This is a genomic window from Longispora fulva (assembly GCF_015751905.1).
GTDB classification, from domain to species: Bacteria; Actinomycetota; Actinomycetes; order Mycobacteriales; family Micromonosporaceae; genus Longispora; species Longispora fulva.
Genome location: NZ_JADOUF010000001.1, coordinates 977,425 through 1,001,319, shown reverse-complemented (window position 1 = coordinate 1,001,319; position 23,895 = coordinate 977,425). Strand labels below are relative to the sequence as shown.

Below are 23,895 nucleotides of genomic sequence, written 5' to 3'. Positions count from 1 at the left end.
CCCCTTGCGACGCACACTCATCGCGCTCGCCGCACCCCTCCTGCTCGCGCTCGCCCTGCCGGCCACCGCCGGCGCGGCGACCGTCGAGCGGGGCGAGCCACAGAAGTACATCGTGGTGCTCACCGACGCCGCCGGAGACCCGGCGGACTTCGCCCGCGCCTCCGCCGCCGCCGCGCCCGAACACGTCTACCGGCACGCGCTGCGCGGATTCTCCGCCCCGCTCAGCCCGGCACGGGTCCGCGCGCTGCTGGCCGATCCCCGGGTCGCCTCCGTCGAGGTCGTCCAACCGGTGCACGTCACCGCGCAGGTCACCCCGACCGGTGTGCAGCGCTCCCTCGCCACGGCCAACCCCCGCCTCGCTGTCGGCGACGGGGTCGACACCCGGGTGGACGCGGACGTCGCGGTCATCGACACCGGCATCACCTCGACGAACCCCCAGCTCAACGTGGTCGCCCGGACCGACTGTCTCAACAGGACCACCTGCGCGGACGGTACCGGGGAGGACGGCAACGGGCACGGCAGCCACGTCTCCGGGATCATCGGCGCGATCGACGACGGCAACGGCGTCGTCGGCATGGCCCCCGGCGTGCGGCTGTGGTCCGTGCGGGTGCTCGACAACTCCGGCAGCGGCGGCACCGACGGGGTCGCCGCCGGCATCGACTGGGTCACCGGCCACGCCGACGAGATCGAGACCGCCAACATGAGCCTGGGTTGCGAGTGCAGCAGCCCGGCGATGGACGCGGCGATCACCCGGGCGGTGGACGCCGGGATCGTGATGGTCGTCGCCGCCGGCAACAACCACAAGGACGCGAAGACGTTCTCGCCGGCCAACCACCCCGACGTGATCACGGTGTCCGCCCTCACCGACTACGACGGCCGGCCGGGCGGCCAGGGCACCGCGCCCTCCTCCTGTTCCCGGGGCGCGGACGACACCCTCGCCAACTACAGCAACTTCGGCCCCCTCGTGGAGATCGCCGCCCCGGGTTCGTGCATCTACTCCACCTACAAGGGCACCGAGTACGCCACCCTGTCCGGCACCTCCATGGCCACCCCGCACGTCACGGGGGCGGTCGCGTGGCTGACCAGCAACGGCAACGACCCGAAGAACCGCGCCGACGTCGCCCGGATCCGGGACGCCCTCCTGACCTCCGGCAACCAGAACTGGACCGACGACTCCGGCGACGGCATCAAGGAGCCGCTGCTCGACCTCAGCGACCAGGCGGTCTACCCGCCGGCCGCCCCGGACCCGGGCGCACCCACCGCCAGGGCCACCGGCGCCTGCTCCATCGACAACACCACCTGCGCCTTCGACGGCACCGGATCGACCGACCCGGACGGGACCATCACCGCCTGGTCGTGGGCCTTCGGTGACGGCTCGAGCGGCACCGGGGCCACGCCGACCCACACGTACGCGTCGGCCGGCTACTACTCGGTGATCCTCACCGTGACCGACAACGACGGCAAGCAGGCAAAGACCCGGGCGCTGGTCAAGGCCGGGAACCTGCCGCCGGCCGCGGTGATCAGCCGGCCACCCTGCCACGGCCCGGGCGCGTGCACCTTCGACGCCAGCGGCTCCTCGGACCCCGAGGGCCGGCCGCTGACCTACCGGTGGGACTTCGGCGACGGGACCACCTCCACCGAGGTCTCGGTCAGCCACCTCTACCCGGCGGTCACCGCCACCTACACCGTCACCCTGAAGGTCACCGACCACAAGGGGCTGACCAGCACCGACACCATGACGATGAGCTGCCGGAAGTTCTTCGACAAACCCTGGTGCTGAGAAGTACCGGCGGGCCCGCGCACCCGGGCCCGCCGGCAATTCCGGTAACAGTTAACGCCGGTCACGGACTCCCCCGGGCGGGACGGCGCTGTTAGCTTTCGACGATCCGGTGGCCGGCCCCTCCTCTACCCGGCCACACCAGGTGAGAGGAATCCCAGTGCGCAGAACCACCGCGATCGCCGCGGGGCTCGCGGCGACCCTGCTCGGCGCCATGGCCCTCGTCGGCCCGGCGTCCGCAGCCCCGCCGCCATCCCCCGCCCCCGATTCCGCCCTCGAGGGCCAGTCGGCCCCCGAGCCGGTCAGCCCGTTGCAGACCCAGCAGCAGACTCTGCGGCGCAAGGCCATGGAGCAGGTCACCTCGGCCCAGGATGCGCGGGCGGTCGCCCCGGCCGCGCCGGCCGGCATTTCCGGCGCAGCCGGTACCGTCCGGGTCGGGCAGGACTATGTGGAGGTCGCCCAGCAGCGCACCGACAAGATCTTCGTGGTGCTCGCCGAGTTCGGCGACCAGGTCGACAACACCACGATGTACAAGGGGCAGGTGCAGTACGGCGGCACCCCCGGGCCCGTGCACAACACGATCGTTGACCCGGCCACCACGAACGACAACCACACCATCTGGCGGCCCGACTTCGACCGGGCCTACTACCAGGACCTGTACTTCAACCGCACCAAGGGCGCCAACTCCCTGCGCAACTACCTGCAGGTGCAGTCCTCGGGCCGCTACGACATCACAGGCTACGTCTCCGACTGGGTCAAACTCCCCTACAACGAGGCCCGCTACGGCAGCGACCTGTGCGACGGCGGCCGGCAGTGCCCGAACAGCTGGGACATGGTCCGCGACTCCCTGGCCGCCTGGTACAACGGCGAACTCGCCCGGGGCCGCACCCCGGCGGACATCAAGGCCCAGCTGGCCGAGTACGACCAACGGGACCCGTACGACTACGACCACGACGGCAACTTCAACGAGCCCGACGGGTACATCGACAACTACGAGGTCGTGCACGCCGGCGTCGACCAGACGTGGGGCGGCGGGGCGCAGGGGGCCGGCGCGCTGTGGGCGCACCGGTGGTTCGCGTACTGGCCGGCGCGCGGGTCTGCGGGGCCGGCAGGCAACAAGCAGGGCGGTACCCCCGTCGGCGACAGCGGGATCTGGGTCGGCGACTACCTGACGGCCGGCGAGAACAGCGGCCTGGGGCTCGTGGCGCACGAGAACGGCCACCTGCTCCTCGGCCTGCCGGACCTGTACGCCTCCACCGGCGGCAACGGCGTGACCTTCTGGTCGCTGATGTCCGACGCCTCGTACCTGAGCCGGGAGAACGGGGCCACGGGCGAGTACCCGGGCGACCTGGACGCGTGGAGCAAGCTGCAGCTCGGCTGGCTCAGCTACGACACCGCCCAGGCGGGCACCGAGTCCACCCACGTGCTCGGGGTGTCCTCCTACAACACGGCCGACAAACAGGCGGTGCTCGTCAACCTGCCGCGACGCGAGGTCAGTACCCCCCTCGTCGCGCCGTTCCAGGGCGCTTCGCAGTGGTGGAGCGGCAAGGGCGACTACCTCGATGAGACCCTGACCCGGTCCCTGGACCTGACCGGGGCCGGCACCGCCAGCGTCTCGGCGAAGAGCCGGTACTGGATCGAACAGGACTACGACTACCTCTACGGCGAGGTGTCCACCGACAACGGTGCGACCTGGAAGGGCGTCGGCGGCACGGTCGACGGCGCTCCGATCCCCGCCGTCAACGGCCGCCCGGGCCTGACCGGCACCTCCGCCGGCTGGGTCGACGTGACCTACAACCTCGACGCGTACGCCGGAGGCACCGTCCTGTTCCGGGTCCGGTACGTCACCGACACCAACACCTCCGAGAACGGCTTCCTGCTCGACACCGTCACCGTGCGGGCCGGCGACCGGGTCGTGCTGTCCGACGACGTCGAGACCGGCGACAACGGCTGGACCGCGCGCGGCTTCACCCGGATCGGGGACACCGGCGTCAAGTCCTACCCGCGCAGCTACCTCGTGGAGAACCGGCGGTACGTCGCGTACGGGCAGTTCCTGCAGACCGGGCCGTACAACTTCGGCTGGGCCGGGGTCGCCGGGCGGACCGAACAGGTCGAGCGGTACCCGTACCAGGACGGGGTGCTCGTCTGGCTGTGGGACCCGTACTTCAGCGACAACACGACCCGGGAGCACCCCGGGTCAGGCATGATCCTGCCGGTGGACGTGCGGGCCGCCCCGATGCGGTTCGCCTCCGGCAACCTCGTCAACCCGCGCGGCCAGGTGTTCGACGCGACGCTCGGGTTGAAGTACACCGACGCGGTCACCCTGCACCGGGCCGGGGTGGCGACGACCTTCCGCCGGCAGGCCCCGGTCGCGGCGTTCGACGACCACACCGGGACGTACTGGTACGCCGACAACCCCGACCTCGGGGTGAAGGTGCCCGACTCGCATACCCGGATCGAGGTCGTCCGGGAGCACGCGCAGGGCCGCGAGACGACCGTGCGGGTGGGCCGGTCCAGTTAGGCCGGCCGGGCCGCGTCCCCCCTCCGACGGCGGACGCGGCCCGGCTCACCAGTGCAGCTGGATCCCGTACACCCCGGGCCGGGCCTCGATCCTGGCCAGGTGCACGCTGCGCGAGGAGTCCACCCGCAGGTCGCGCAGGTCCTCGTCGGCCTCGTCGGCAGCCGCCTGGTGGAACGACGCGCACCGCTCCGGCACCGCCCCGGCGGCGAACGTCACCTGCAACGCGAACGCGTGCACGGTCCGCGACACCGTCCGGGTGCACCGGGTGACCGGCTCGTGCCCCCGGATGTCCACCGTGTACTGCACGATCGCCGTGTCTCCCACCGCGAGCCGCCGGTCGACGAGCATCTCGGTGATCAGGTACCCCGACGCCGGGTCCCACCGGTGCCGGCCCGGCCGGCAGGCGCGCAGGTCGGAGAACTCCGGTTTGCCGGCCGACGGGTCGTCGACGTGCCAGAACAGGAAGAACCGCGACACGTCCTCCTGTTCGGCGCGCAGCACCTCGCGTACCCGTCTGGTCCGTTCGCACCGGGAGGCGTCGATCGCGACGTGCTCGTCCACGCTGAGTTTCCGCAGCCCGGAGTACGCCGGCATCGCCAGCTCCTCGGCCATACGCTCCAGGATCCCGGCCCGCCACGGCCGCAGCGACGGCTCGTGGTCGGTGCTGTAGCGGCCCCTCGGCCGGGGCGGCGGCAGCAACGCGGTCAGCGCGCCCGCCGGCAGGCCGAGCACCTCCTCGAGGGCCGCGACGCCCTTGAGCGAGTCGCCGCGCTCCGGACGCCGCCGGCCGCTGGCCCAGTAGCTCAACGCCGCGGTGCTCAGCCGGATGTCGCGCTCGGCGAGGCGGTGGCACAGCCGGTCGAGCGTCAGGCCCCGGCGGCGCACGGCCAGGGACAGCGCGAGGTGGAACGGCCCGGTCGCCAGCGCCCGGGCCAGCTCGAGTTCCAGGTCCACCGACACGCACACCCCCAGCCGTCCGTGGCTGGAGTCTAGACGCCCGGCGGGCCGACCCTGGTGTGCGTGAACGTGTAGTTGACGTCGTCCCAGGTCGCCCCGTCGTCCCAGGAGAACCGCTGCGCCCACTCGGCCCGGTCACCGTCCACCACGTGCCACTCGAACCGGACCAGCACCGGCACCCCGTCGAACTCGTCGGGCCCCTCGAAGATCCCGCGGCCCCCGTCGAACCGCCCGGCGACCGGGGTGTCGAGCACCCCGGGCATCCGGCTCGACATCCACCAGATCCGCCAGATGCCGGTCGCCGGGTCGAACAGCCGCAGCGTCGCCCCGTCCATCGGCTGCCCGCCGGGCGGCAGCGCCGGCACCGTCAGGGTGTCGACGTTGCCCAGCCCGCCGAGGATCGGCCGGCACTCGCCGGCGCCCTCGAACTCCACCCACTCAGAACACGTCCGGTCGGTGACGTCGACCAGCTTCCGGCCCACGGTGTGCCAGCGGCCGTGGAAGAAGTCGAAGTCGTGCCGGCCGTCGTCGATGTTGTCCGTCATACCCGGACCGTAGCCGTGCTCCCCTGACATCTCCTGACAGTCAAAACCAACGATCATGCGGTTACGCCGACCCCCGACCGGGCCGTGCCGGTCCGCCCCCGGCATCCGGGGCGGCGTCGCCGGCCTGGGCTGCCACGACGACGTCCGCTGGCGGGGCGTGCGACGGGCGGGTTCGGGCGGTCCCCAGGATCGACCCCACGATGACCAGCGGGAACCCGATCGCCATGCCGATCGTCAACGGCTCGCTGAGCACGATCACGCCGAGCAGGATCGCCACGGCCGGGTTGACGTACGTGATCACGGTCGCCCGGGCAGGGCCGACCTCCGCGATCAGCGCGAAGAACAGCAGGAACGCCGCGACCGTGCAGATCAGCGCCAGCCCCACCACCGACCAGGCCGCGTCGGCCGGGATCCGGGCCGGCCAGAGGAACGGGACGAACGGCGCGTAGAGCACCGTGGCGATGACGAGCGAGCCGGTGACCACGCCCATCGGGGACGCGTCGGCGAGCTTGCGGCTGACGATGATGGGGCCGACGGCGTACCCGACGGCCGTCAGCATGATCGCCCCGACGGCGGTCAGGTCCGTGAACTCGATGTCCAGCCCGACCAGCGCGGCGACCCCGGCAAAGCCCAGCCCGAGGCCGATCAGCCGGCGGGCGTCGAACCGGTCGTGGCCGAGCCGGGTGACGATCACGGCGGCGATCAGCGGCACTACGGCGATCAGCAGCCCGGCCGTGGAGCTGGTCAACCGGGTCTCTGCGTGCCCGAGCAGCAGCCACGGGCCGGTGATCTCCACGAGGGTGTAGACCAGCAGCCACTTCCACGCCCCGAACGCCGAGGCGAGCCCCTTGTTGTACAGCGCGATCGGCACCAGGATCAGCGAGCCGATCAGGGTGCGCCCGAAGGCGACCACGAGCGGGTCGATGTCGGCGACGGCGATCCGGATCAGCAGGTACGGCACGCCCCAGATCACGCTCATCGCCAGGAACAGCGCCCAGCCACGTCTCGTCACAGCAGCATCTCCCCGACCATCACCTCAGGCTACGACGGCGGCGGGCTCCAGTCGGACCCAACCCGGGCCGGCGGTCAGCAACGCGACCAGATTGTCGGCCCGCGCCCTGCTGAGACACTCGACGAGCCGGTCGCGGCCGGCGACAGTGGCCTGCACCTCGTAGAGGCCGCCAGCCGGGTTGTGCCGGACGAACACCTCCACCCGCTCGAACTCCGTCAGCTTGCCGTTCCACCAGTGCCCGAGCGTCGTCATCTCCACCGGGAGATCTTCGAACACCTGTGCGAACAAGTCAAGCCGCCACCCCGGCGACGGGCCTGTTCCTCGGGAATCCCGGGTGCCGCTCGGGCTGCCGGCGATGTGCCGAAAGCCGAAGGGTGAGCGGGCAAACCGGTTGCGAGCGCTGCCCGGTGCCTGAGACCGTGCGGGCTCCCACAACTGCCACGAGGCTCGGATGACGATCTACTTCTACGGCGCCGACGAAGTCCCCTACGGCTGCTTCTCCAATTTCTCCGCGCACGACCTGGAGCTCGACGGGCACCTGTGGCCGACCTCGGAGCACTACTTCCAGGCCCAGAAGTTCATCGGCACCCGCCATGCCGATCTCATCCGTCGGGCCCGCACGCCGTTGCGTGCCGCCGAGCTGGGCCGCGACCCGTCCAAGCCGTTGCGGCGGGACTGGGACCGCGTCAGGGACGATGTGATGCGTCGTGTCGTGGCGACCAAGTTCCGGGCGCACCCGGACATCCGCGACATCCTCCTGTCCACCGGCGACGAGGAGATCGTCGAGGACACCACCACCGACCACTACTGGGGCCGCGGCAGGACCGGGACCGGCAGGAACATGCTCGGCCGGATCCTGATGCGCACCCGAAACCAACTCCGCGCCGAGGTCCAGGGAAGCCACGGTCGACCGTGGTAGGACCGGGATGCGATGTGGAATCGTCCGAGGCGCTCAGCAGCGGCCTGAGGCTTCCGCCCCGACGACGGTCCGAGGTCACGATGTTGGACCCGACAGCCGGCCAGTTCAGCCAGGACGACCGCGACGAGATGCTGGCTATGGGCCAGACCGGCTGGGAGAAGCTGCTGCTCTCCCTCGAACCGCGGCTGTACCCGGACCCGTTCGGCAACGGCACCTCCTACTACGAACGCACCGCCGACGCCCTCCACCTCCGCGAGGCCTTCCCCGTCCACAGCGACCCGAGCAGCGCACCGCACGGCGCGTACACCTACGACAATGGCTCGCAGGAGCAGCTGTGGTCCTACCAGGCGGACACGAGCTACGTCATCGACGAGGACGCCCCCACCCCCACCGCCCGAAAGGTCTGGCCCCGGGACGGGTGAGCCCGGACCCGCCGCCGCGCGCGGCGCGGCGGCGGGCAGAACCACTATGCGCCGAAGTCGACGTCCTTCGTCGCGACCGCCGCGGCCGTGCGGCCGGGGGCGGTCTGGTAGTTCCAGTACAGGTTCGTGTGCGCGATGACGGCCTCCGGCGCCGGCGAGCCCCACCCGGTCTGGTCCTCCGTAGTGTGGGCGTCGCTGACCAGGGTCGTGTCGTAGCCGCGGACGAACGCGCCGTGCAGCGTCGAGCGGACGCACCAACCGGTCGACGCGCCCACCACGAACAGCCGCCCGACCCCGGCACCCGACAGCACCGACTCGAGGGTGGTGTCCTCGAACGCGTCGCCGTAGTTCTTCTCCACGAGCGGCTCGACATCGCCCGGGGTCAGCTCCGGCACGATCCGCCAGGCGTCGCCGCCTCTGGGCAGATCCTCGTCGGAGTGCTGGACCCAGACGACCGGGACGCCCTCGCCGCGCGCCTTCTCGACCAGGCTGGCGATGTTCGCGACGACGGCGTCGCGCTCGTGGGCCTCCGCGACGACCCCGGTCTGCACGTCGACGACGAGCAGCGCGCTGTTGGGCCGGTTCTCGAGTGTGGTCATGCTCTTCCCTTACTCACGTGGACTCCTGGGTCCGGGACACGGCGCCCCGCTCGGATCCCGGCCCGCACACAGTAGCCGCATCCGCCGACAGTGGACAGATCCCATGCTCCGGCGCTGGTCAGGGCCGACGGTAGCGGACGGTCCTGGCGTGCGGGGTGAAGCCCAGATCGCCGTACACCCGCCGCGGGACCGGGTAGCCGTCGTCGCCCCTCGGGTAGACCAGGGCCGTCTCGCCGCCGGCCGCGCGGAAGGCGTGGAGTACCGCCAGGCCGACGGCCCGGGACAGGCCCCGGCGGCGGTACCCGGGCACGGTGCCGACCGGCTCGAACTCGCCGGACCGGTTGACGGCGTCGTACCAGCCCATGCAGTAGGCGACGAACCGGCCGTCGGGTGCCTCGACCACGAGGTCGAACTCCGCCGAGTACGGCCAGCCGGCCGTCAGGGTCCGCCACCTGTCCGCGGTGAGGGCGCTGGGCGCCCAGACCTCGGCGTGCACGGCCACCCTGCGGTCGACGTCCCGCTCCCCGCGCACCGGCCGGACGACGAACCCGTCGGGCAGCGCCGGTACGGGCGGCAGGTCGGCCAGGGACCGGCTGAGGGCCAGGAAGAACGGGCCGTCCAAGTCGGCGGGCACGAAGCCCCGGCCGGTGAGCACGTCGATCAGGTGCCGCTCGGCGTCCAGCACGGTGACGGTGAGCGGCCCGGTGGCCAGGCTCCCGGCCCAGTCGAGCACCTCGGCGGTGAACTCCGGGCGCGCCGGGTCCACCAGCAGGGACAGCTCGCCGGGCAGGTGCAGCCCGCCCCACGCGACCGTTTCGCCGCCGGACTCCCACAGCGCCATGGGGGCCTCCGGCCGGGGCCCGGGGGCCATGCCGTACCCCCAGGCCAGGTCGCCGAGGTGCAAGCGGCTGGCCGGGGACCAGATCCGCTGCCCGAACAGCTGCAGCTCGCGCAGGTCCGCCGGGCCCTGCCAGTCACGTCGCATGCCGCACCCTCGCCTACGGGGACCCGCCCGTCAACCGCATTAGACCGCGGGTGCCGGCCGCCGGGAGCCGTCGCGCGCCGTCCGCCAGCTGGAACTGATCATATCGGTGAGCCCTCGCCGGGCGGTCCACCCCAGGGCCGCGGCGATCGCCGCGGGATCCGCGACCACCTCCGACGGGTCGTGGGCGCGGCGCGGGCCGGACAGGTGCGGGACGGCCAGGCCGGTGACGTGCTCGGCGCAGGCGATGACGTCGCGGACGGAGTACCCCCGGCCGGTGCCGACGTTGTACGTGGCCGCGACCGGTCCGCCCGCCAGCCGCGCCGCCGCCGCCAGGTGCGCGTCGGCCAGGTCGGCGACGTGCACGTAGTCGCGGACCGGGGTGCCGTCGGGCGTCGGGTGGTCGGTGCCGGCGACGGTCAGCGGCTCGCCGGTGGTGAGCGCGGTGAGGATGAGCGGGACGAGGTTGGTCTTGCCCCGGTCGCCGAGCAGCGGGCTGTCGGTGCCGACGACGTTGAAGTACCGCAGCGCGATCCAGGACAGGCCGTGCGCCTCGCCGACCGCCCGGATCAGGTGCTCGCCCTCGAGCTTGGTCCGGCCGTACGGGTTGATCGGCCGGGTCGGGGTGTGCTCCGTGACCAGGGACGTGGGCGGGTTGCCGTAGACGGCGGCCGAGGAGGAGAACAGCAGGCGGCGGACGCCGGTCGCCAGCATCGCGTCGAGCAGCGCGACGAGGCCGCCGACGTTCTCCCGGTAGTAGAAGGTGGGCCGGGCCAGCGACTCGGGCACCGACTTGCGGGCGGCCAGGTGCACCACGGCCGTGACGCCGTGGTCGGTGATCACCCGCAGCAGCGCCGCCGGATCGGTGACGGACCCGATCACGAGGGGTACGCCCGCCGGGATCCGGTCGGGCAGCCCCGTGGACAGGTCGTCGAGGACCACCACCCGGTGGCCGGCGGCCAGGAGTCGGCGGGTGACGTGCGATCCGATGTAGCCGGCGCCGCCGGTGACGAGCCAGGTCACGCCGAACCGCCCAACGGCGGCGTGGCCTGGTATCTCGACCCCGACCCGGCCGGCAACGAGTTCACGAACACTCCCCCGGTGCCGTGCTCGGCCAGCGGGCCGATGGCCAGCCCCCGGTCCCGGATCCCGTCGATGAGCGCCGGCAGGGCGCCCAGCGTCGCCCGCCAGGCGCCGGGTGCCGACGTGCAGTCGGAGTCGTGCAGCAGGACGGTGCCGCCGCCGACGAGGTCCTTGCGCACCGTGGCGAGTACGGACGCCGGGGTGGCCCTGGCCGTCCAGTCCCGGCCCCACGCCGTCCACAGCACCGGGGTGAGGCCCAGTCGGCGTGCGGCGGTCAGCGCCGGGGTGGTGAGAACGCCGTACGGCGGCCGCCACCAGCGCGGTGGTCTGCCGGTCACGTCGGCGATCAGGTCCCTGCCGCGCGCGAGGTCGTCGTACGTGCCCGCGGGCCCCCGGGCGAGCAGGCAGCGGTGTCCCCAGCCGTGCAGGGCGATCTCGTGGCCGGCGGCGGCCAGTTCCCGGCCGAGGGCTGGCGCGCGGTGCAGCATCCGGCCGAGGAGGAAGAACGTGGCCCGCACGCCGGCGGTGTCCAGCGCGGCGAGGAACGCCGGGGTGGACGCCGGGTCGGGTCCGTCGTCGAAGGTGAGGGCGACGTGCCGGGGGTCCCCGATCCCCGCCAGATCGGGCAGCAGCACGCGGCGGAGCGGGGCGACGGAGGTCAGGGCCGGGACGGCGTGGGCGGCGCCGGCCAGGACCGCGGCCCCGCCGAGCACGGCGGCGCCGGCGGCTCCGATCGTCCGGCGGATCCCGGCCGCCCCCGTCCGGGGGACACCGATTGTTCCGACGGCCCCGGCGGTCCGGGAGGCGCCGGTGGTCCGGCGGGTCGTGGGGCTCACAGTGTCTCCCTGGCGATCGCCGCGATGGCCACGGCCGGGTCCGTCCCGTTCCCCGGCGGGGGCTGCGGGTCGTCGGTCAGTGCCCGTTTCAGCGCGTCGGTCAGATCCGCCGGTTCGCGGATCCACGGCACCCAGCCGGCCGCGTCGAGCGCCGCGGCGTTGGTGAGGCCGTGTCCGGGCAGGCAGCGGTAGGTCAGCACCGGTACGCCGCAGGCCCTGGCCTCCAGCGAGGACAGCCCGCCGGCGTTCTGGATCACCACGTCGCTGGCGGCGAACAGGTCGGGCATCCGGTCGGTCCAGCCGAGGGCGACGCACGTGTCGGAGCCGGCGAGGTGCGCGCGGAGGTCCTCGTTGTGCCCGCAGGCGACGACCGGGGTGAGCACCCCGGAGGCCGCGAGGTCCGCGACCGTCTCCGCGATCTCGCCCACGCCCCAGGAGCCGGCGACGACGAGTCCCAGCGGCGCGTCCGGGGGCAGCCCGAACGACGCCCGGGCGGCCGTGCGTTCGTCCTCGTCGTGGTGCGGGCGGAACGCCGGCGCGACGGCCGGGCCGGTGACCTGTACCTCGCGCGCGCCGCAGGCTCTGGCCTCCGCCGCGGCGACCTCGTGCAACGCGAGGTGGGCGTCGACCCCGGGCGCGACCCACAGCGGGTGCACCGACATGTCCGTGAGGAACGTGACGACCGGGGCCCGCAGGTGTCCGCGCCGCCGGAGCCTGCCGAGCGCCTGGCTGGCGAGGGGGTAGGTGGACACCACGGCCGCCGGGGTGCCGCCGAGCGCCGCACGGATCCGCCGGGAGGACGCGACCGCCGCCCAGGTCGCGGTCAGCCGGGTCAGTGGCCGGAACCGGGCGAGGGCGGTCAGCAGCCAGCCCCAGGTGCCGGGGGCGACCTGGAGCTGGCGGGCGTAGCTGGCCCTGGTCAACCGGCCGAGGGGCAGCAGGTCCACGAAGTCGTGGTGGTCGACTGCGAAACCGGCGTCCTCCAGCCGGCGGCCCAGCTCGCGGGCCGCGCCGTCGTGGCCGGCGCCGATACTCGCGGACACGACGACGATCCGCCGGCGCGGCGCGGGGTTCGTGGCGAGCCCGACCGGCCCGGCGTCGAGGTCGTGCGGGTGGCCGAGCCGCGCGGATCCCGTCGTCGCCGGAGTGCTCGGGCGGCGGCGCTGGTCGCGGGCGGTGCGGTCGACGTTACGGGACACGAGGCCACCTAGACGGAGTTGGATTCCCGGGAACGTACCGCCGCGATCTGAACTGCGGGTACACCGTGGTGAACAGCAGAAGGACCGTGGCCAGCGTTCACTGTCATGTGTCGCAGTGTGCGCCGGTCTTCCTGAGACGACGCTGAACGCCGGTCAGCCGCTGGCCGTCGCGCGCCGTTCGCCGAACGCGGCGAGCACGGTCTCCAGCAGCGGCAGCGCGTGCAGTACGCGCCCGGTGCGGATCGCGAGGTCCCACAGTGGCTCGAACTTCTTCCACCCGCCCGCGTACGCCAGGTGCCGGGCCCGGCCGCGCACGGTGTCCTGGGCGGAGGCGCCCCGCCAGATCGCGCCCCAGCGGTAGAAGTCGCGGTAGGCGCGCCAGTAGCCGGACTCCAGTTGCTCGGCGGTGAGGTGGCGCGGCTGGTACACGACGTGCCGGGTGTCGTAGCGGTCCCAGTCGGAGTGCAGGATGCGGCCGTCGGCGGCCATGCGCCGGTGCAGCGCCGTACCCGGATAGGGGGTCATGATGTGGAATGTCGCGGTCTCGATGCCCTGTCCGACGGCCCATTCCACGGTGCGGTCGAAGACGTCGGGGCCGTCGTCGTCCATCCCGAACACGAAGCTCGCGTTGACCATCACCCCGGCGTCGTGCAGCCGGCGGACGACGGCCCCGTAGTCCCGGCCGATGTTCTGGCGTTTGCGCTGGTCGGCGAGGTTCGCGTCGTTGACGCTCTCGAAGCCGACGAACAGGCTGCGAAGGCCGGCGCCGACGGCGCGTTCCAGCAGGTCGGGGGCGAGGACGGAGTCGACGGTCCCGGCGGCCTGCCACACCCGGCCCATCCCGGTCATGCCGTCGAAGAGGGCTTCGGCGAACCGGCGGTTGCCGAAGAGGTGGTCGTCGAGGAAGTACACGTGCCGTCCGGGCAGCCGGTCGATCTCGGCGAGCGCCGCGTCCACGGTCTGGGTGTAGAACGACTTCCCGCCCTCGAAGAACGCGTCCTTGTAGCAGAAGTCGCAGTGGTGCGGGCAGCCTCGTGACACGACGATCGAGTTCGGCACCAGGTAGCGGTGCCGGGCGATGAGGTCGCGCCGGATCGGCGGCAGTCCGACCAGGGTCCGGGCCTTCGACGTGTACCGGGCCGCCGCCCTCCCGGCCCGCCAGTCCGCGAGGAACACCGGCCAGGTGTCCTCCCCTGGACCGAGGAAGATCGTGTCGGCGTGCGCGGCGGCCTCCTCCGGCAGGGAGGTGACGTGCAGCCCGCCGAGGACGACGTGGGAGCCGCGCGCCCGGTAGTGGTCGGCGATCTCGTACCCGCGGCGGGCGGAGGTGATGTACACCTGGATGACGACGAGGTCCGGGGTCTCCGCGCGATCGAGGTCGAGGCGTTCGACGTGTTCGTCGTGCAGCGTGACGTCCCAGTCCCGCGGCAGGTAGCCGGCCAGGGTCGCCAGACCGAGCGGCGGGAACAGGGAGTATTTGATCGGGCGGAACAATGGGCTGGTGGCCTCGGTCAACGCCGGGAGGAACATCATGACGCGCATGGCCACACGGTAGGAACGCCGACCCCCGGGGAGAGGGACATCCGTCGATTCTCCACAGGATCGGCACGCTCTCAGCGTTCTCTCACCTTCGGGGTGGGAAGATCGCGCGACCGCCGGAAGGCTTTCGGCGATATGTGGAGGAGACCCATGTCCGACGGAAAGATCGTCGTGACCGGCCTGACAAAGGTGTACAAGACCGTCAGAGCCGTCGATGACCTGTCGTTCACCGTCGAGGCGGGCCGGGTCACCGGCTTCCTCGGCCCGAACGGCGCGGGCAAGACGACGACGTTGCGGATGCTGCTGAACCTGGTCCGGCCGAGCGGCGGCACCGGCACCATCGGCGGCCAGCGCTACGCCGACCTTGTCGACCCGATCCGGCACGTCGGCGCGATCCTGGAGGCGTCCGGGGCGCACCGGGGCCGCAGCGGGCGCAACCATCTGCGGATGCTGTGCATCGCCGGCGGGTTGCCGGTCTCGCGCGCCGACGAGGTGCTCGACATGGTGGGGCTGACTCCGGCGGCGAAGCGCAAGTTCAAGGGGTACTCCCTCGGCATGCGCCAGCGGCTCGGCATCGCCGCGGCGCTGCTCGGCGACCCGAAGGTGCTGATCCTCGACGAGCCGGCCAACGGCCTGGACCCCGAGGGCATCCGGTGGATGCGCGATCTGCTCAAAGGCCTCGCCGACGAGGGCCGCACGGTGCTGGTGTCCAGCCACCTGCTGTCGGAGATGGAGATCCTCGCCGACGACCTGGTGATCATCGCCGCCGGCAAGCTGGTCCGGCAGGGCACGGTCGCCGGGATCATCGACTCGATGGGCGCCGAGCAGATCCGGGTCCGCACCCCCGACGCCGACGGGCTCGTCGCCGCGCTGGGCGAGGGGGTCGGGGTGACGCGGGCCGACGACGGCGCGCTGCGGATCACCGGGGCCTCGCGGGAGACGATCGGCGACACCGCGCTGCGGGCCGGTGTGGCCATCCACGAGCTGGTCGTCGACCGGCCCGACCTGGAGAACGTGTTCCTGCAGCTGACCGCCGGAAAGGCCGACATCCGATGACCACGACCACGATCCCCCAGGTGGGCGTTCCGGGCCTGCGGCTCGTCCGCAGCGAGTTCAGCAAGATCTTCTCCACGAACGCGTGGTGGCTGTTCGGCCTGTCCTCGGTGGTCATCACCCTGCTGGCGATGTGGGCCAACATGGCCGAGAGCAGCGACCACATCAACAGGGCCCGCGACACGGCGGAGGTGTTCGCGCCCCGGCCCGGGTCCTCGGCCGCGGAGATCGCCCGGGAGCACGCCCGGTTCGTGGCCGAACACGACGTGCACTCCCAGATCCTCGCGGCCGCCGGCAGCGTGTTCACGTCCGGCCAGTTCTTCGGACTCATGCTGGTACTGCTGCTCAGCGCGCTGGTGATGACGAACGAGTTCCAGTACCAGACGGCCACGGCCACCTTCCTGACCACGCCGCACCGCTCCCGGGTCATCCTGGGCAAACTCATCGCCGGCGTCGGACTGGCCATGCTGTTCTGGCTCGTCACCCAGACCATCTCGCTGGTCGGTGGGCTGCTGTTCTTCCAGAACATCGGGGTCACCAACAGCCTCGGGGACTGGACCATCCAGCGCGCCATCCTGTTCAACGCGCTCGGCTACCTGCTGTGGGCCGTCTTCGGGATCGGACTGGGCACCCTGATCCGCAACCAGATCGGCGCCGTCGTCACGTCCCTCGTCGTGTACCTGGTCGGGTTCGCCGGCGGGATCGGGGTGTTCAACCTGATCCGGGCGTACCTGATCCACGGGGACTGGGTGCTCACGGCCGCCGTCGTGATGCCTCCGGTGGCCTCGCAGGTCATGATCTCGCCGGACAAGTTGTACCCGCAGTCGGCGAGCTGGTGGGTGGGGGCGCTCGTGATGGCCGGGTGGGCGCTGCTGTCCGGTGGGATCGGCATCGTGCTGACCCGCAGGCGCGACATCTCCTGACCCGGGGCGGCCGGCCCGTCCGTGTCGGGCCGGCCGGCCACTGGTTCGCCGCCGGGTGCGGCGGTCGGATTCGCCGTCGGTGCGGCGGTCGGGCCGGCCGGCGTGCCCGGCGAGTATTGTCGGCGGGCTGTCGATCCGGCGGAGTCCCGTTCGTCGTCCTCCGTACGACGACCCCGCACCGACAGGAGCTCCCGTGAAGTACATGATGCTGATCTACACCGCCGCCGTGCCGGAGGCCGAAGGCTGCACCCTGCCGTTGTTCGAGGACTGGATGCGCTACGACCAGGAGGTCAGGGATGCCGGCGTCCTCGTCGGCGGGCACTCCCTGGCCGACCTGACCACCGCCACGACCGTCCGGGTCGGCGCGGCGGGCGAGCGGACCGTCACCGACGGGCCGTTCGCGGAGACCCGCGAGGTGCTCGGCGGGTATTACGTGATCGACGTGCCGGATCTGGACGCCGCGATCGACTGGGCCGCGCGGTGCCCGGGGGCGTTGGGCGGCGCGTCGGTCGAGGTGCGGCCGGTTGCCGAGTTCGAGGCCTGACGCCGGTGGACGCGGCGGATGGGGCGCGGATGTCCGTGGAGGCGGTGTTCCGCGAGGAGCACGGCCGGCTCCTCGCCTCCCTGGTGCGCCAGTTCGGCGACCTGGACCTGGCCGAGGAGGTCACGTCCGAGGCTCTCGAGGCCGCGCTGGTGCACTGGCCGACCGACGGCGTGCCGACGAGGCCTGGCGCCTGGCTGCTCACGACCGCGCGGCGCAGGGCGGTCGACCGGTTGCGGCGGGACCGGACGTACGCCACCCGGCTCGCCGTCCTGCGGGCCGAGGCCGACCGGGCGGAGCCGGTGCCGCCGCAGGCCCCGGACGGCGGAGGGCCCGACGAGCGGCTACGGCTGTTCTTCACCTGCGCGCACCCGGCGCTGCCGGCGGAGGACCATGCGGCGCTGACGCTGCGCTGCCTCGCCGGACTGACCACGCCCGAGGTGGCCCGCGCGTTCCTCGTCCCGGTGGCGACGATGGCGCAGCGGATCGTGCGGGCGAAGAAGAAGATCCGCGACACCCGGATCCCGTTCCGGGTGCCCGAGGCCGACGAGCTGCCCGGGCGGCTGCCGGGCGTGCTGCGGGTGGTCTACACGATCTTCACCGAGGGGTACGCGGCCAGCTCCGGCCCCGACCTGCAACGCACCGACCTCGCCGAGGAGGCCATCCGGCTCGCCAGGATCCTGCGCGCGCTCCTGCCGGCCCAGCGCGAGGTGGCGGGCCTCCTCGCCCTCATGCTGCTGACGCACGCGCGCCGTGCGGCCCGGACCGGCCCGGACGGCGGGCTCGTGCTGCTCGACGACCAGGACCGCGAGCGCTGGGACCTGCCGATGATCGAGGAGGGCCGGGCTCTGGTGTTCGCTGCGCTGTCCGGCGGCCCGCCCGGCCCGTACGGGGTGCAGGCCGCCATCGCCGCCCTGCACGACGAGGCCCCCGACGTCGCGTCCACCGACTGGCCCCAGATCGTGGCGCTCTACGACGTGCTCCTCGCCCTCACCCCGTCCCCGGTCGTCGCGCTGAACCGGGCGGTGGCGGTGGCGATGCGCGACGGACCGCTGGCCGGCCTGGCGCTGCTCGACGAACTGGCTGACGAGCCCCGGCTGCGCGGTTACCCGCCCTACCCGGTCGCGCGCGGCGACCTGCTCCGGCGGCTGGGCCGGTTCGGGGAGGCCGCCGCGGCGTACCGGGAAGCGCTGGATCTGGCCGGCACGGACCCGGAACGTCGGCACCTGCGCCGCCGGATCGCCGCCGTCAGTCCCGGGTCCTGAGCTGTCGCAGCGTGAGACCCTGCCCTGCGGGGTCCAGCGCCCTGGTGGCCTGCTTGAACAGGTACTCGGCCCGGGGGTAGGACAGCCGGCCGCGCCCGGTGTCGGGGCACAGGTCGCCGTCGGCGGGACGGCGGGCGGGGCCCGGCCGCCGGTCGGCGAGGAACAGGGGACCCCGGGTCCGGTCGCCGATCAGCTCGGGGAGCAGCCGGGCGGTCCCCGCACGCCAGCTCACCCACGGGCCGTCGGTGCGCGGCTCCTGGGCCGTCGGGCCCGGGATGCCGGCACGGGCCCGCCGGTCGTCGAGGTCGAGGTCCTCCACGTTGAGCGCCAGCACGGCGGTCACCGCGGCGCCGGACTCGTGCAGCAGCAGCCACAGGGTCCGTTCGCGCAGGGCCACATCGGTGCGGCTCTGGAGTGCCGCGAGCCGTTCCGGGCCTATCGGCGCGGTCGGGGCCCCGGTTCCGGCGCGCCGGTCGAGTCCGGCCGCCAGGTCGCCCAGCCCGGCCCAGGCGGCGAACGACCGGACGGCCGAACGGTGCCGGTTCCACGTCGTGGCCGCCGCCGCGCCCCACGCGGTCGCGAACACCCGGGCCACCTCGGCGGCCGTCAGCGCGGTTAGCGGCAGGTCAGCGCCCAGGCTGAGGCGTAGTCGGCGGAGGGTCTGGTCGTAGGAGCGGGCGGTCGCGGGGTCCAGGTCGTCGCGGTCCAGGAACGCCTCGGCGGCCCACCCCAGAGTGCGGCCCGATGGTGCCGCGTCCCGCGCAAGACCGGATTCCGATGGGTCGGGAGGCTCCGCGCCGCCCGATGGCTCAGAGGTCTGCGCCAGGCCGGCGGCTGAGGGCTCCGTGGGACGCTCGGCGTTGGGAACCGAACGCTCCGTCGGACGCTCCACGCTGGAGGCCGAGGGCTCGGTGGCGTCGAGCGTGTCCGCGCGGCGGAGCAGGAAGGCGCGCTCGGCGGTGTTGCGGGTCAGGGCGGCCGCCCGGCGGAACTCCGCCCGCGCCTGCCCGTTGCGTCCCAGCCGGGCCAGCAGGTCGCCCCGCACGCCGGGCAGCTGCGCGTAGTCCTTCAGGGTGGGGTCGGCGAGCAGGTCGTTGACCAGGGCGAGTCCGGCCGCCGGCCCGTGGGCCATGGCGATCGCGACGGCGCGGTTGAGCCGGACGACCGGCGTCGGCAGCAGGCGGACCAGCGCGTCGTAGAGGGCGGCGATCTGGGCCCAGTCGGTGGCCTGCGCCGTCGGGGCCTGGGCGTGGCACACGGCGATCGCGGCCTGCAGCACGTACGGGCCGGGCGGGCCGCCGAGTGCGCGGGCCCGCAGCATCGCGGTGAAGCCCCGCCGGATCAGGAGCTGGTCCCAGCGGCCCCGGTTCTGTTCGTGCAGCTGGACGGGTTCGCCGGTCGGGCCGGTTCTGGCGGCCGAGCGGGAGGCCTGGATCTCCATCAGGGCGACCAGGCCGTGCGCCTCCGCCTCGTCCGGGGCCAGTTCGGCGAGCAGCCGGCCGAGTCGGAGGGCCTCCAGGCACAGCCCTGGGCGGATCAGGTCGTCGCCGGCGGTCGCCGAGTACCCCTCGTTGAAGATCAGGTAGACGACGCCGAGGACCGAGGACAGCCGGCCGGCGAGCTCCGGGCCGTCGGGGAGTTCGAACGGGACCCGGCCCTCGGCCAGGGTCCGTTTCGCCGCGGCGATCCGCTGGGTGATCCGGGCCTCGGGGACGAGGTACGCCCGGGCGATCTCCGCGGAGGTCAGGCCGCCGACCAGCCGGAGGGTCAGGGCGACTCTGGCCTCGGCCGGCAGCGCCGGGTGGCAGGACAGGAACATCAGCCGCAGCACGTCGTCGGCTTCGGGCTGCGGTTGCGGTTCGGCGCGCTCCAGCTCGTGGGCGAGTTGCTCGTGCCGGAGGTCGAGTCGCTGGGACCGCCGGAGGTGGTCGACGGCCCGGCGCTTGGCCACGGACATCAGCCAAGCGCCGGGATTGTCGGGGATGCCCTGCCCGGGCCACTGTTCGAGCGCGGAGACGAGCGCGTCCTGCGCCAGCTCCTCGGCGAGGCCGACGTCGCGGACCATCCGGGTCAGGCCGGCGATGATCTTCGCCGACTCCAGTTTCCAGACGGCGTCGACCGCGCGGTGGGCGTCCGTGGCGGGCATGGCGGATCAGGCGAAGACCTGCTGGATGACGCTCTCGCCATCTCCGACGATCTTGAGGAACCGGCGGCCCAGCTCGAGCACTTCCTCCTTGGAACGCACCTCGACCAGCGCGAACCCGCCGAAGGCCTCCTTGGCCTCCGCGAACGGCCCGTCGGTCACGGTGATCTCGTCGCCGACCGCCGTCATCCGGTAGCCGGATCCGTCGAGGCCGCCGGTGGCCAGCAGGATCCCGGCGGCGGACATCTCCTCGATGAACGCGGCCATCTCGGCGAACAGCTTCTCGTCCGGGGTGTTGTCGGTGGTCTTCGACATCATCAGGTACCGCATGGCAGATCTCCTTCTGTTCGGTTGCTTGTCGAAGCGTCGTCCAGCCTACCCGACAGGGAACGGCACCGTTCCCTGTCACATCGTCCGGCCGACGTCTCAGCGAGAACCGAACACGAACCCGAAAGAGGCACCCGCCATGACCGCCGTCCAGCTTCCCGCCGCCACCGCCACCAGCACCCGCACGCTGCTCACCTGCGCCGTCGTCGCCTCGCCCCTGTGGGCGGCCGTCTCACTGGGCCAGGCGGCGACCCGCGAGGGCTTCGACATCACGCGCCACCCGCTCAGCGCCCTGAGCGACGGCTCCCTCGGCTGGCTGCAGATCGCCAACTTCGTCCTCGCCGGCGCGCTGCTGGTCCTCGGCGCCACAGGGCTGCGCCGGGTCCTGCACGGCACGCCCGGGGGCCGGTGGGCGCCCCGGCTGGTCCGGATCGCCGGGTTCGGCATGGTCGCCGCCGGCTGCCTCGTGATGGACCCCGCCGACGGCTTCCCGACGGGTACGCCGGCCGGCATGCCCGCATCGTTCTCCTGGCACAGCATCGGTCACATGGTCGCCGGCACCATCACGTTCCTCGCCCTGATCGCCGCCTGCTACGTCCTGGGCCGGCACTTCGGCCGGGCCGGGAACCGGGGCTACGCCGTCGCCTCCCGGATCGCCGGGACCGCCCTGCTGGTCGGCAACGGGTGGGCGATGACCGGCGGCCGGTACGGCACGGTGACGCTGGCGGTCGGCGCGATCACCGCCATGCTGTGGGTGTCGGCGGTCGCGGCCCGCTACCGGCGGACCGCGTGAACCCAGCCGTCGCCCGCGACCACCAAGGCTCCCGGCCCTGGTGGTCGCGGGCATTCCGGCCGTGATCCCCGGCGCCGGCTACCGCTGGTGCGGGACGAGCGGCGGCGCCGGGTTCGGCGGCACCACGAGGACCGGTGTGCCGACCAGCGGCCCGAACCGGGTCCCCGAGACGTACCGCGGCACGGGGAATGGGCACCCGGGGAGGGAGTTCTCCGGGTGCCCACTCGACAGTTCCGTACGGACTAGCTCAGGGTGAGCGCGGTGTCGTCGACGACGAACGAGGTCTGCAGGGACGAGTCCTCAACACCGTTGAACTTGATGGTCACGGTCGAACCGGCCAGCGACGAGACGTCGAAGGACCGCAGAGCGTAACCGGCGGCGGCGTTGACGTTCGAGTACGTCGCCAGGGTGGTCGAGTTGGCGGTCACGGTCAGCTTGTCGTAGACCGTGGAGCCCGTCTCGCCCGTGTCGATGTGCAGGTAGAAGCTCAGGGTCGCGTGGCACCCGGCCGGGATGGCCACGGACTGCGAGAGCGTGTCGGTGTGCGCGGAGCCGTAGCCGTTCAGCCACGCCTTCCACGAACCGCCGTGCGCGGGCTCGCTGGTGCCGCTGTCGAGGACGCCGGCGGTGGCGGTCCACGGGGTGGCGGTACCGGTCTCGAAGCCCGGGTTGCCGAGCTTCTGGCCCGAGCAGGTGCCCGAGGTCGGGGTCGGGCTCGGGGAACCGGTCGGCGAGGTGGTCGGGGTCGGCGACGGGGTGCCGCCGGTGCACGTCGGGTCGCCGGCCTGGGCCGGAACGCTGACCGCGTCCCACGCGGCCTTGACCGTGTTGAACTCGGTGCAGCCGGTGGCGCCGTAGAGGTTCTTGGCGGCCGTCAGCGTCCAGGTGCGGTACTTCAGGTACGAGCTGCTGGAGGTCTTCATCAGCATCGCGTTGTACAGGATCTTGATCCACTTCTGGACGCCGATACCCGTGATCGTGGTGCTGTTGCAGGTCGGGCTGACCGGGTTGCCGGCCGGGTTGGTGCCCATGGCGACCAGGTAGTCCCAGTGGTTACCGGGACCGGCGGAGGCGTGCACCTCGCCACCGGGGACCGAGCTGGAGTAGCAGTTCGGGTCGCCGCTGACCAGCGACGGGTTGTACATGTTGCGGATCGGGCCGGTGCCGACCAGGTTGATGGTCTCGCCGACGGTCCAGTCCGGAACGTCGTACGGGCTGGGCTCGTTGGCGAAGTACTCGGTGGCCGCGCCGAAGGAGTCGGCGACCCACTCCTGGGTACCGTTGCCGGAGATGCCACCCGGGGTGTGGTCGTCGATGCCGTGACCCATCTCGTGCGCCACCACGTCAACCGAGCTGATCCACTGGTTGGCGTTGTTGTGCCCGATCTGGACCTGGGTACCGTCGTAGTAGGCGTTGACGTCAGCCAGGCCGACCCGGATCGGCCACGCGCCGCCGGAGCCGTCCATGCCATTGCGACCCAGCCACTGGGTCAGCATCTTCGCCTCGGTCTGCGCGGCGAACAGGGCGTCGACGCAGCCGGTCTCCTTGTTGGTGGCCGTGCCGTTGCCCCAGCTGGTGTCGTTGGACTTGGTGAACGTGGTGTTCGTCGCCGCGTCCTGACAGCTCAGGTTGGTGATGGTCGGGTCCGTCATCGAGAAGGAGCTGCCCGAGCCCGAGGTGTTGATGGTCACCGGGTTCGGGCCGTTGAAGGCCGAGTTGCCGGTGCCGTGCGCCACGTGCTCCTGGGTGTGCAGGACCGTGCCGGTGAGCGCGTCGACGTCGACGGTCTGCCGGCTCGGGCCCTCGGCGTCACGGCCGGAGACCGTGGCCTCCCACGCGAGCCGCGGCGTCGCGCCGAGGTTGTAGACGACGAGCTGGGAGCCCTCGAGGGCCGGCGAGGTGAGCTTCGACTTGGCGACGGCCTCGGCGGCGCTCTGGGTGACCTTCGGGGTGATCGCCAGGTCGCCGATCGCGTGGTCCTGGGCGACCGAGGCGAACTTCAGGTTCCCGAGGTCGTCGGTGGCCAGCACGAAGTCGCCGCCGGTGACCTTGAGACCCTTGTAGGTCCGGTCGAACGCCACGTACTGGGTGCCGTTCGAGCCGACCGCGTCGCGCTGGACGAAGTTGTCACCCGCGCTGGCCTTCAGGTAGGACGGCCGGCTGGCAACGAGCGAGGCCGTCGACTGCAGGGCGTTGGCGTGGGCCGCCGCCGCGCTCTGGACGGACATCTCGGGGGCGGGCGCCGTGACGGCCGCCGCGGTGCCGGCCGCGGCGAGTGCCACGGTCATGGCACCGCCCACGGTCAGTATCCGATGGGGAAGTTTCACGAGTGCTCCTTCGTTCCGGCGCCGGACGTCCTCGTCTGTGGACGGTGGACGTTCGGCGCCGAACAATGTGAGGGGTGAGAATGGCGCACCGGTGCGTTTTCGTGAAGCAGGGAATTGCTGGGACCCGGGTAA

The 23,895-nt window shown here is 72.5% G+C and carries 22 protein-coding genes; 9 read left to right on the top strand and 13 right to left on the bottom strand.

The window, feature by feature from the left end:
* Window positions 1–4 precede the first annotated feature (4 nt).
* Together IW245_RS04405 and IW245_RS04400 are read left to right on the top strand one after the other, a co-directional pair.
* A complete protein-coding gene (locus IW245_RS04405) occupies window positions 5–1,780 on the top strand; it encodes a PKD domain-containing protein (RefSeq protein WP_231398653.1) in 1,776 nt (591 codons plus the stop codon).
* 157 nt (window positions 1,781–1,937) lie between these two features.
* Window positions 1,938–4,298: an immune inhibitor A domain-containing protein gene (locus IW245_RS04400; protein WP_233473124.1), complete on the top strand. Its 2,361-nt coding sequence runs from the start codon at window positions 1,938–1,940 to the stop codon at window positions 4,296–4,298.
* A 45-nt stretch (window positions 4,299–4,343) separates the two neighbouring features.
* Here the strand turns inward: IW245_RS04400 and IW245_RS04395 are convergent, their stop codons facing one another.
* The 4 genes from IW245_RS04395 to IW245_RS04380 form a co-directional block, all read right to left on the bottom strand.
* Window positions 4,344–5,252 (bottom strand): hypothetical protein, encoded by a 909-nt coding sequence (locus IW245_RS04395; RefSeq protein WP_197001912.1) that lies wholly within the window; start codon window positions 5,250–5,252, stop codon window positions 4,344–4,346.
* A 35-nt stretch (window positions 5,253–5,287) separates the two neighbouring features.
* A complete protein-coding gene (locus IW245_RS04390; protein WP_197001911.1) occupies window positions 5,288–5,800 on the bottom strand; it encodes a hypothetical protein in 513 nt (170 codons plus the stop codon).
* 61 nt (window positions 5,801–5,861) lie between these two features.
* Window positions 5,862–6,812 carry a DMT family transporter gene (locus IW245_RS04385; protein WP_197001910.1) on the bottom strand — a complete coding sequence of 317 codons (951 nt, stop codon included), beginning with the start codon at window positions 6,810–6,812 and terminating at the stop codon, window positions 5,862–5,864.
* A 24-nt stretch (window positions 6,813–6,836) separates the two neighbouring features.
* Window positions 6,837–7,070 (bottom strand): hypothetical protein, encoded by a 234-nt coding sequence (locus IW245_RS04380; RefSeq protein ID WP_197001909.1) that lies wholly within the window; start codon window positions 7,068–7,070, stop codon window positions 6,837–6,839.
* A 193-nt stretch (window positions 7,071–7,263) separates the two neighbouring features.
* Between IW245_RS04380 and ybiA the strand changes: the two genes are divergently transcribed.
* Complete coding sequence (gene ybiA / locus IW245_RS04375) at window positions 7,264–7,731, top strand: riboflavin biosynthesis intermediates N-glycosidase (RefSeq protein WP_197001908.1); 468 nt, start codon at window positions 7,264–7,266, stop codon at window positions 7,729–7,731.
* 80 nt (window positions 7,732–7,811) lie between these two features.
* Window positions 7,812–8,153 carry a hypothetical protein gene (locus IW245_RS04370; RefSeq protein ID WP_197001907.1) on the top strand — a complete coding sequence of 114 codons (342 nt, stop codon included), beginning with the start codon at window positions 7,812–7,814 and terminating at the stop codon, window positions 8,151–8,153.
* A 44-nt stretch (window positions 8,154–8,197) separates the two neighbouring features.
* Here IW245_RS04370 and IW245_RS04365 read toward each other — a convergent pair whose 3' ends face one another.
* The 6 genes from IW245_RS04365 to IW245_RS04340 all read right to left on the bottom strand — a co-directional run bounded on the left by IW245_RS04365 (window position 8,198) and on the right by IW245_RS04340 (window position 14,394).
* Window positions 8,198–8,752 carry an isochorismatase family protein gene (locus tag IW245_RS04365; RefSeq protein ID WP_197001906.1) on the bottom strand — a complete coding sequence of 185 codons (555 nt, stop codon included), beginning with the start codon at window positions 8,750–8,752 and terminating at the stop codon, window positions 8,198–8,200.
* A 118-nt stretch (window positions 8,753–8,870) separates the two neighbouring features.
* Window positions 8,871–9,737: a GNAT family N-acetyltransferase gene (locus IW245_RS04360; RefSeq protein ID WP_197001905.1), complete on the bottom strand. Its 867-nt coding sequence runs from the start codon at window positions 9,735–9,737 to the stop codon at window positions 8,871–8,873.
* 39 nt (window positions 9,738–9,776) lie between these two features.
* On the bottom strand, window positions 9,777–10,757 hold the full coding sequence (gene galE / locus IW245_RS04355) for a UDP-glucose 4-epimerase GalE (protein ID WP_197001904.1): 981 nt from the start codon (window positions 10,755–10,757) through the stop codon (window positions 9,777–9,779).
* Complete coding sequence (locus IW245_RS04350; RefSeq protein WP_372445078.1) at window positions 10,754–11,653, bottom strand: polysaccharide deacetylase family protein; 900 nt, start codon at window positions 11,651–11,653, stop codon at window positions 10,754–10,756. Before IW245_RS04350 ends, galE begins: the two co-directional genes overlap by 4 nt.
* On the bottom strand, window positions 11,650–12,852 hold the full coding sequence (locus IW245_RS04345; protein WP_233473123.1) for an MGDG synthase family glycosyltransferase: 1,203 nt from the start codon (window positions 12,850–12,852) through the stop codon (window positions 11,650–11,652). The genes IW245_RS04350 and IW245_RS04345 overlap by 4 nt, the downstream gene beginning before the upstream one ends.
* Window positions 12,853–13,005: 153 nt before the next feature.
* The gene (locus IW245_RS04340; protein WP_197001903.1) at window positions 13,006–14,394 is read right to left on the bottom strand and encodes a B12-binding domain-containing radical SAM protein; all 1,389 of its coding nucleotides are present in this window, start codon (window positions 14,392–14,394) and stop codon (window positions 13,006–13,008) included.
* Between the two features lie 132 nt (window positions 14,395–14,526).
* Between IW245_RS04340 and IW245_RS04335 the strand changes: the two genes are divergently transcribed.
* The 4 genes from IW245_RS04335 (at window position 14,527) to IW245_RS04320 (ending at window position 18,173) form a co-directional block, all read left to right on the top strand.
* Window positions 14,527–15,447 (top strand): ABC transporter ATP-binding protein, encoded by a 921-nt coding sequence (locus IW245_RS04335; RefSeq protein ID WP_197001902.1) that lies wholly within the window; start codon window positions 14,527–14,529, stop codon window positions 15,445–15,447.
* Window positions 15,444–16,367, top strand: coding sequence for an ABC transporter permease (locus tag IW245_RS04330; protein WP_197001901.1), 924 nt, complete (start codon window positions 15,444–15,446; stop codon window positions 16,365–16,367). The genes IW245_RS04335 and IW245_RS04330 overlap by 4 nt, the downstream gene beginning before the upstream one ends.
* Before the next feature lie 202 nt (window positions 16,368–16,569).
* Window positions 16,570–16,911, top strand: a complete 342-nt coding sequence (locus tag IW245_RS04325) for a YciI family protein (protein ID WP_197008312.1) — start codon at window positions 16,570–16,572, stop codon at window positions 16,909–16,911.
* A 29-nt stretch (window positions 16,912–16,940) separates the two neighbouring features.
* Entirely contained in the window at window positions 16,941–18,173 is a 1,233-nt protein-coding gene (locus IW245_RS04320) for an RNA polymerase sigma factor (RefSeq protein WP_197001900.1), read from the top strand.
* Here the strand turns inward: IW245_RS04320 and IW245_RS42035 are convergent.
* Window positions 18,157–20,319: an RNA polymerase sigma factor gene (locus tag IW245_RS42035; RefSeq protein WP_307788862.1), complete on the bottom strand. Its 2,163-nt coding sequence runs from the start codon at window positions 20,317–20,319 to the stop codon at window positions 18,157–18,159. The genes IW245_RS04320 and IW245_RS42035 overlap by 17 nt on opposite strands.
* Window positions 20,320–20,325: 6 nt before the next feature.
* Window positions 20,326–20,646, bottom strand: coding sequence for a YciI family protein (locus IW245_RS04310; protein WP_197001899.1), 321 nt, complete (start codon window positions 20,644–20,646; stop codon window positions 20,326–20,328).
* A 136-nt stretch (window positions 20,647–20,782) separates the two neighbouring features.
* Between IW245_RS04310 and IW245_RS04305 the strand changes: the two genes are divergently transcribed.
* The gene (locus IW245_RS04305) at window positions 20,783–21,436 is read left to right on the top strand and encodes a DUF998 domain-containing protein (protein WP_197001898.1); all 654 of its coding nucleotides are present in this window, start codon (window positions 20,783–20,785) and stop codon (window positions 21,434–21,436) included.
* 242 nt (window positions 21,437–21,678) lie between these two features.
* Here the strand turns inward: IW245_RS04305 and IW245_RS04300 are convergent, their stop codons facing one another.
* Window positions 21,679–23,724 carry a M4 family metallopeptidase gene (locus IW245_RS04300; protein WP_197008311.1) on the bottom strand — a complete coding sequence of 682 codons (2,046 nt, stop codon included), beginning with the start codon at window positions 23,722–23,724 and terminating at the stop codon, window positions 21,679–21,681.
* Between the last annotated feature and the right edge of the window lie 171 nt (window positions 23,725–23,895).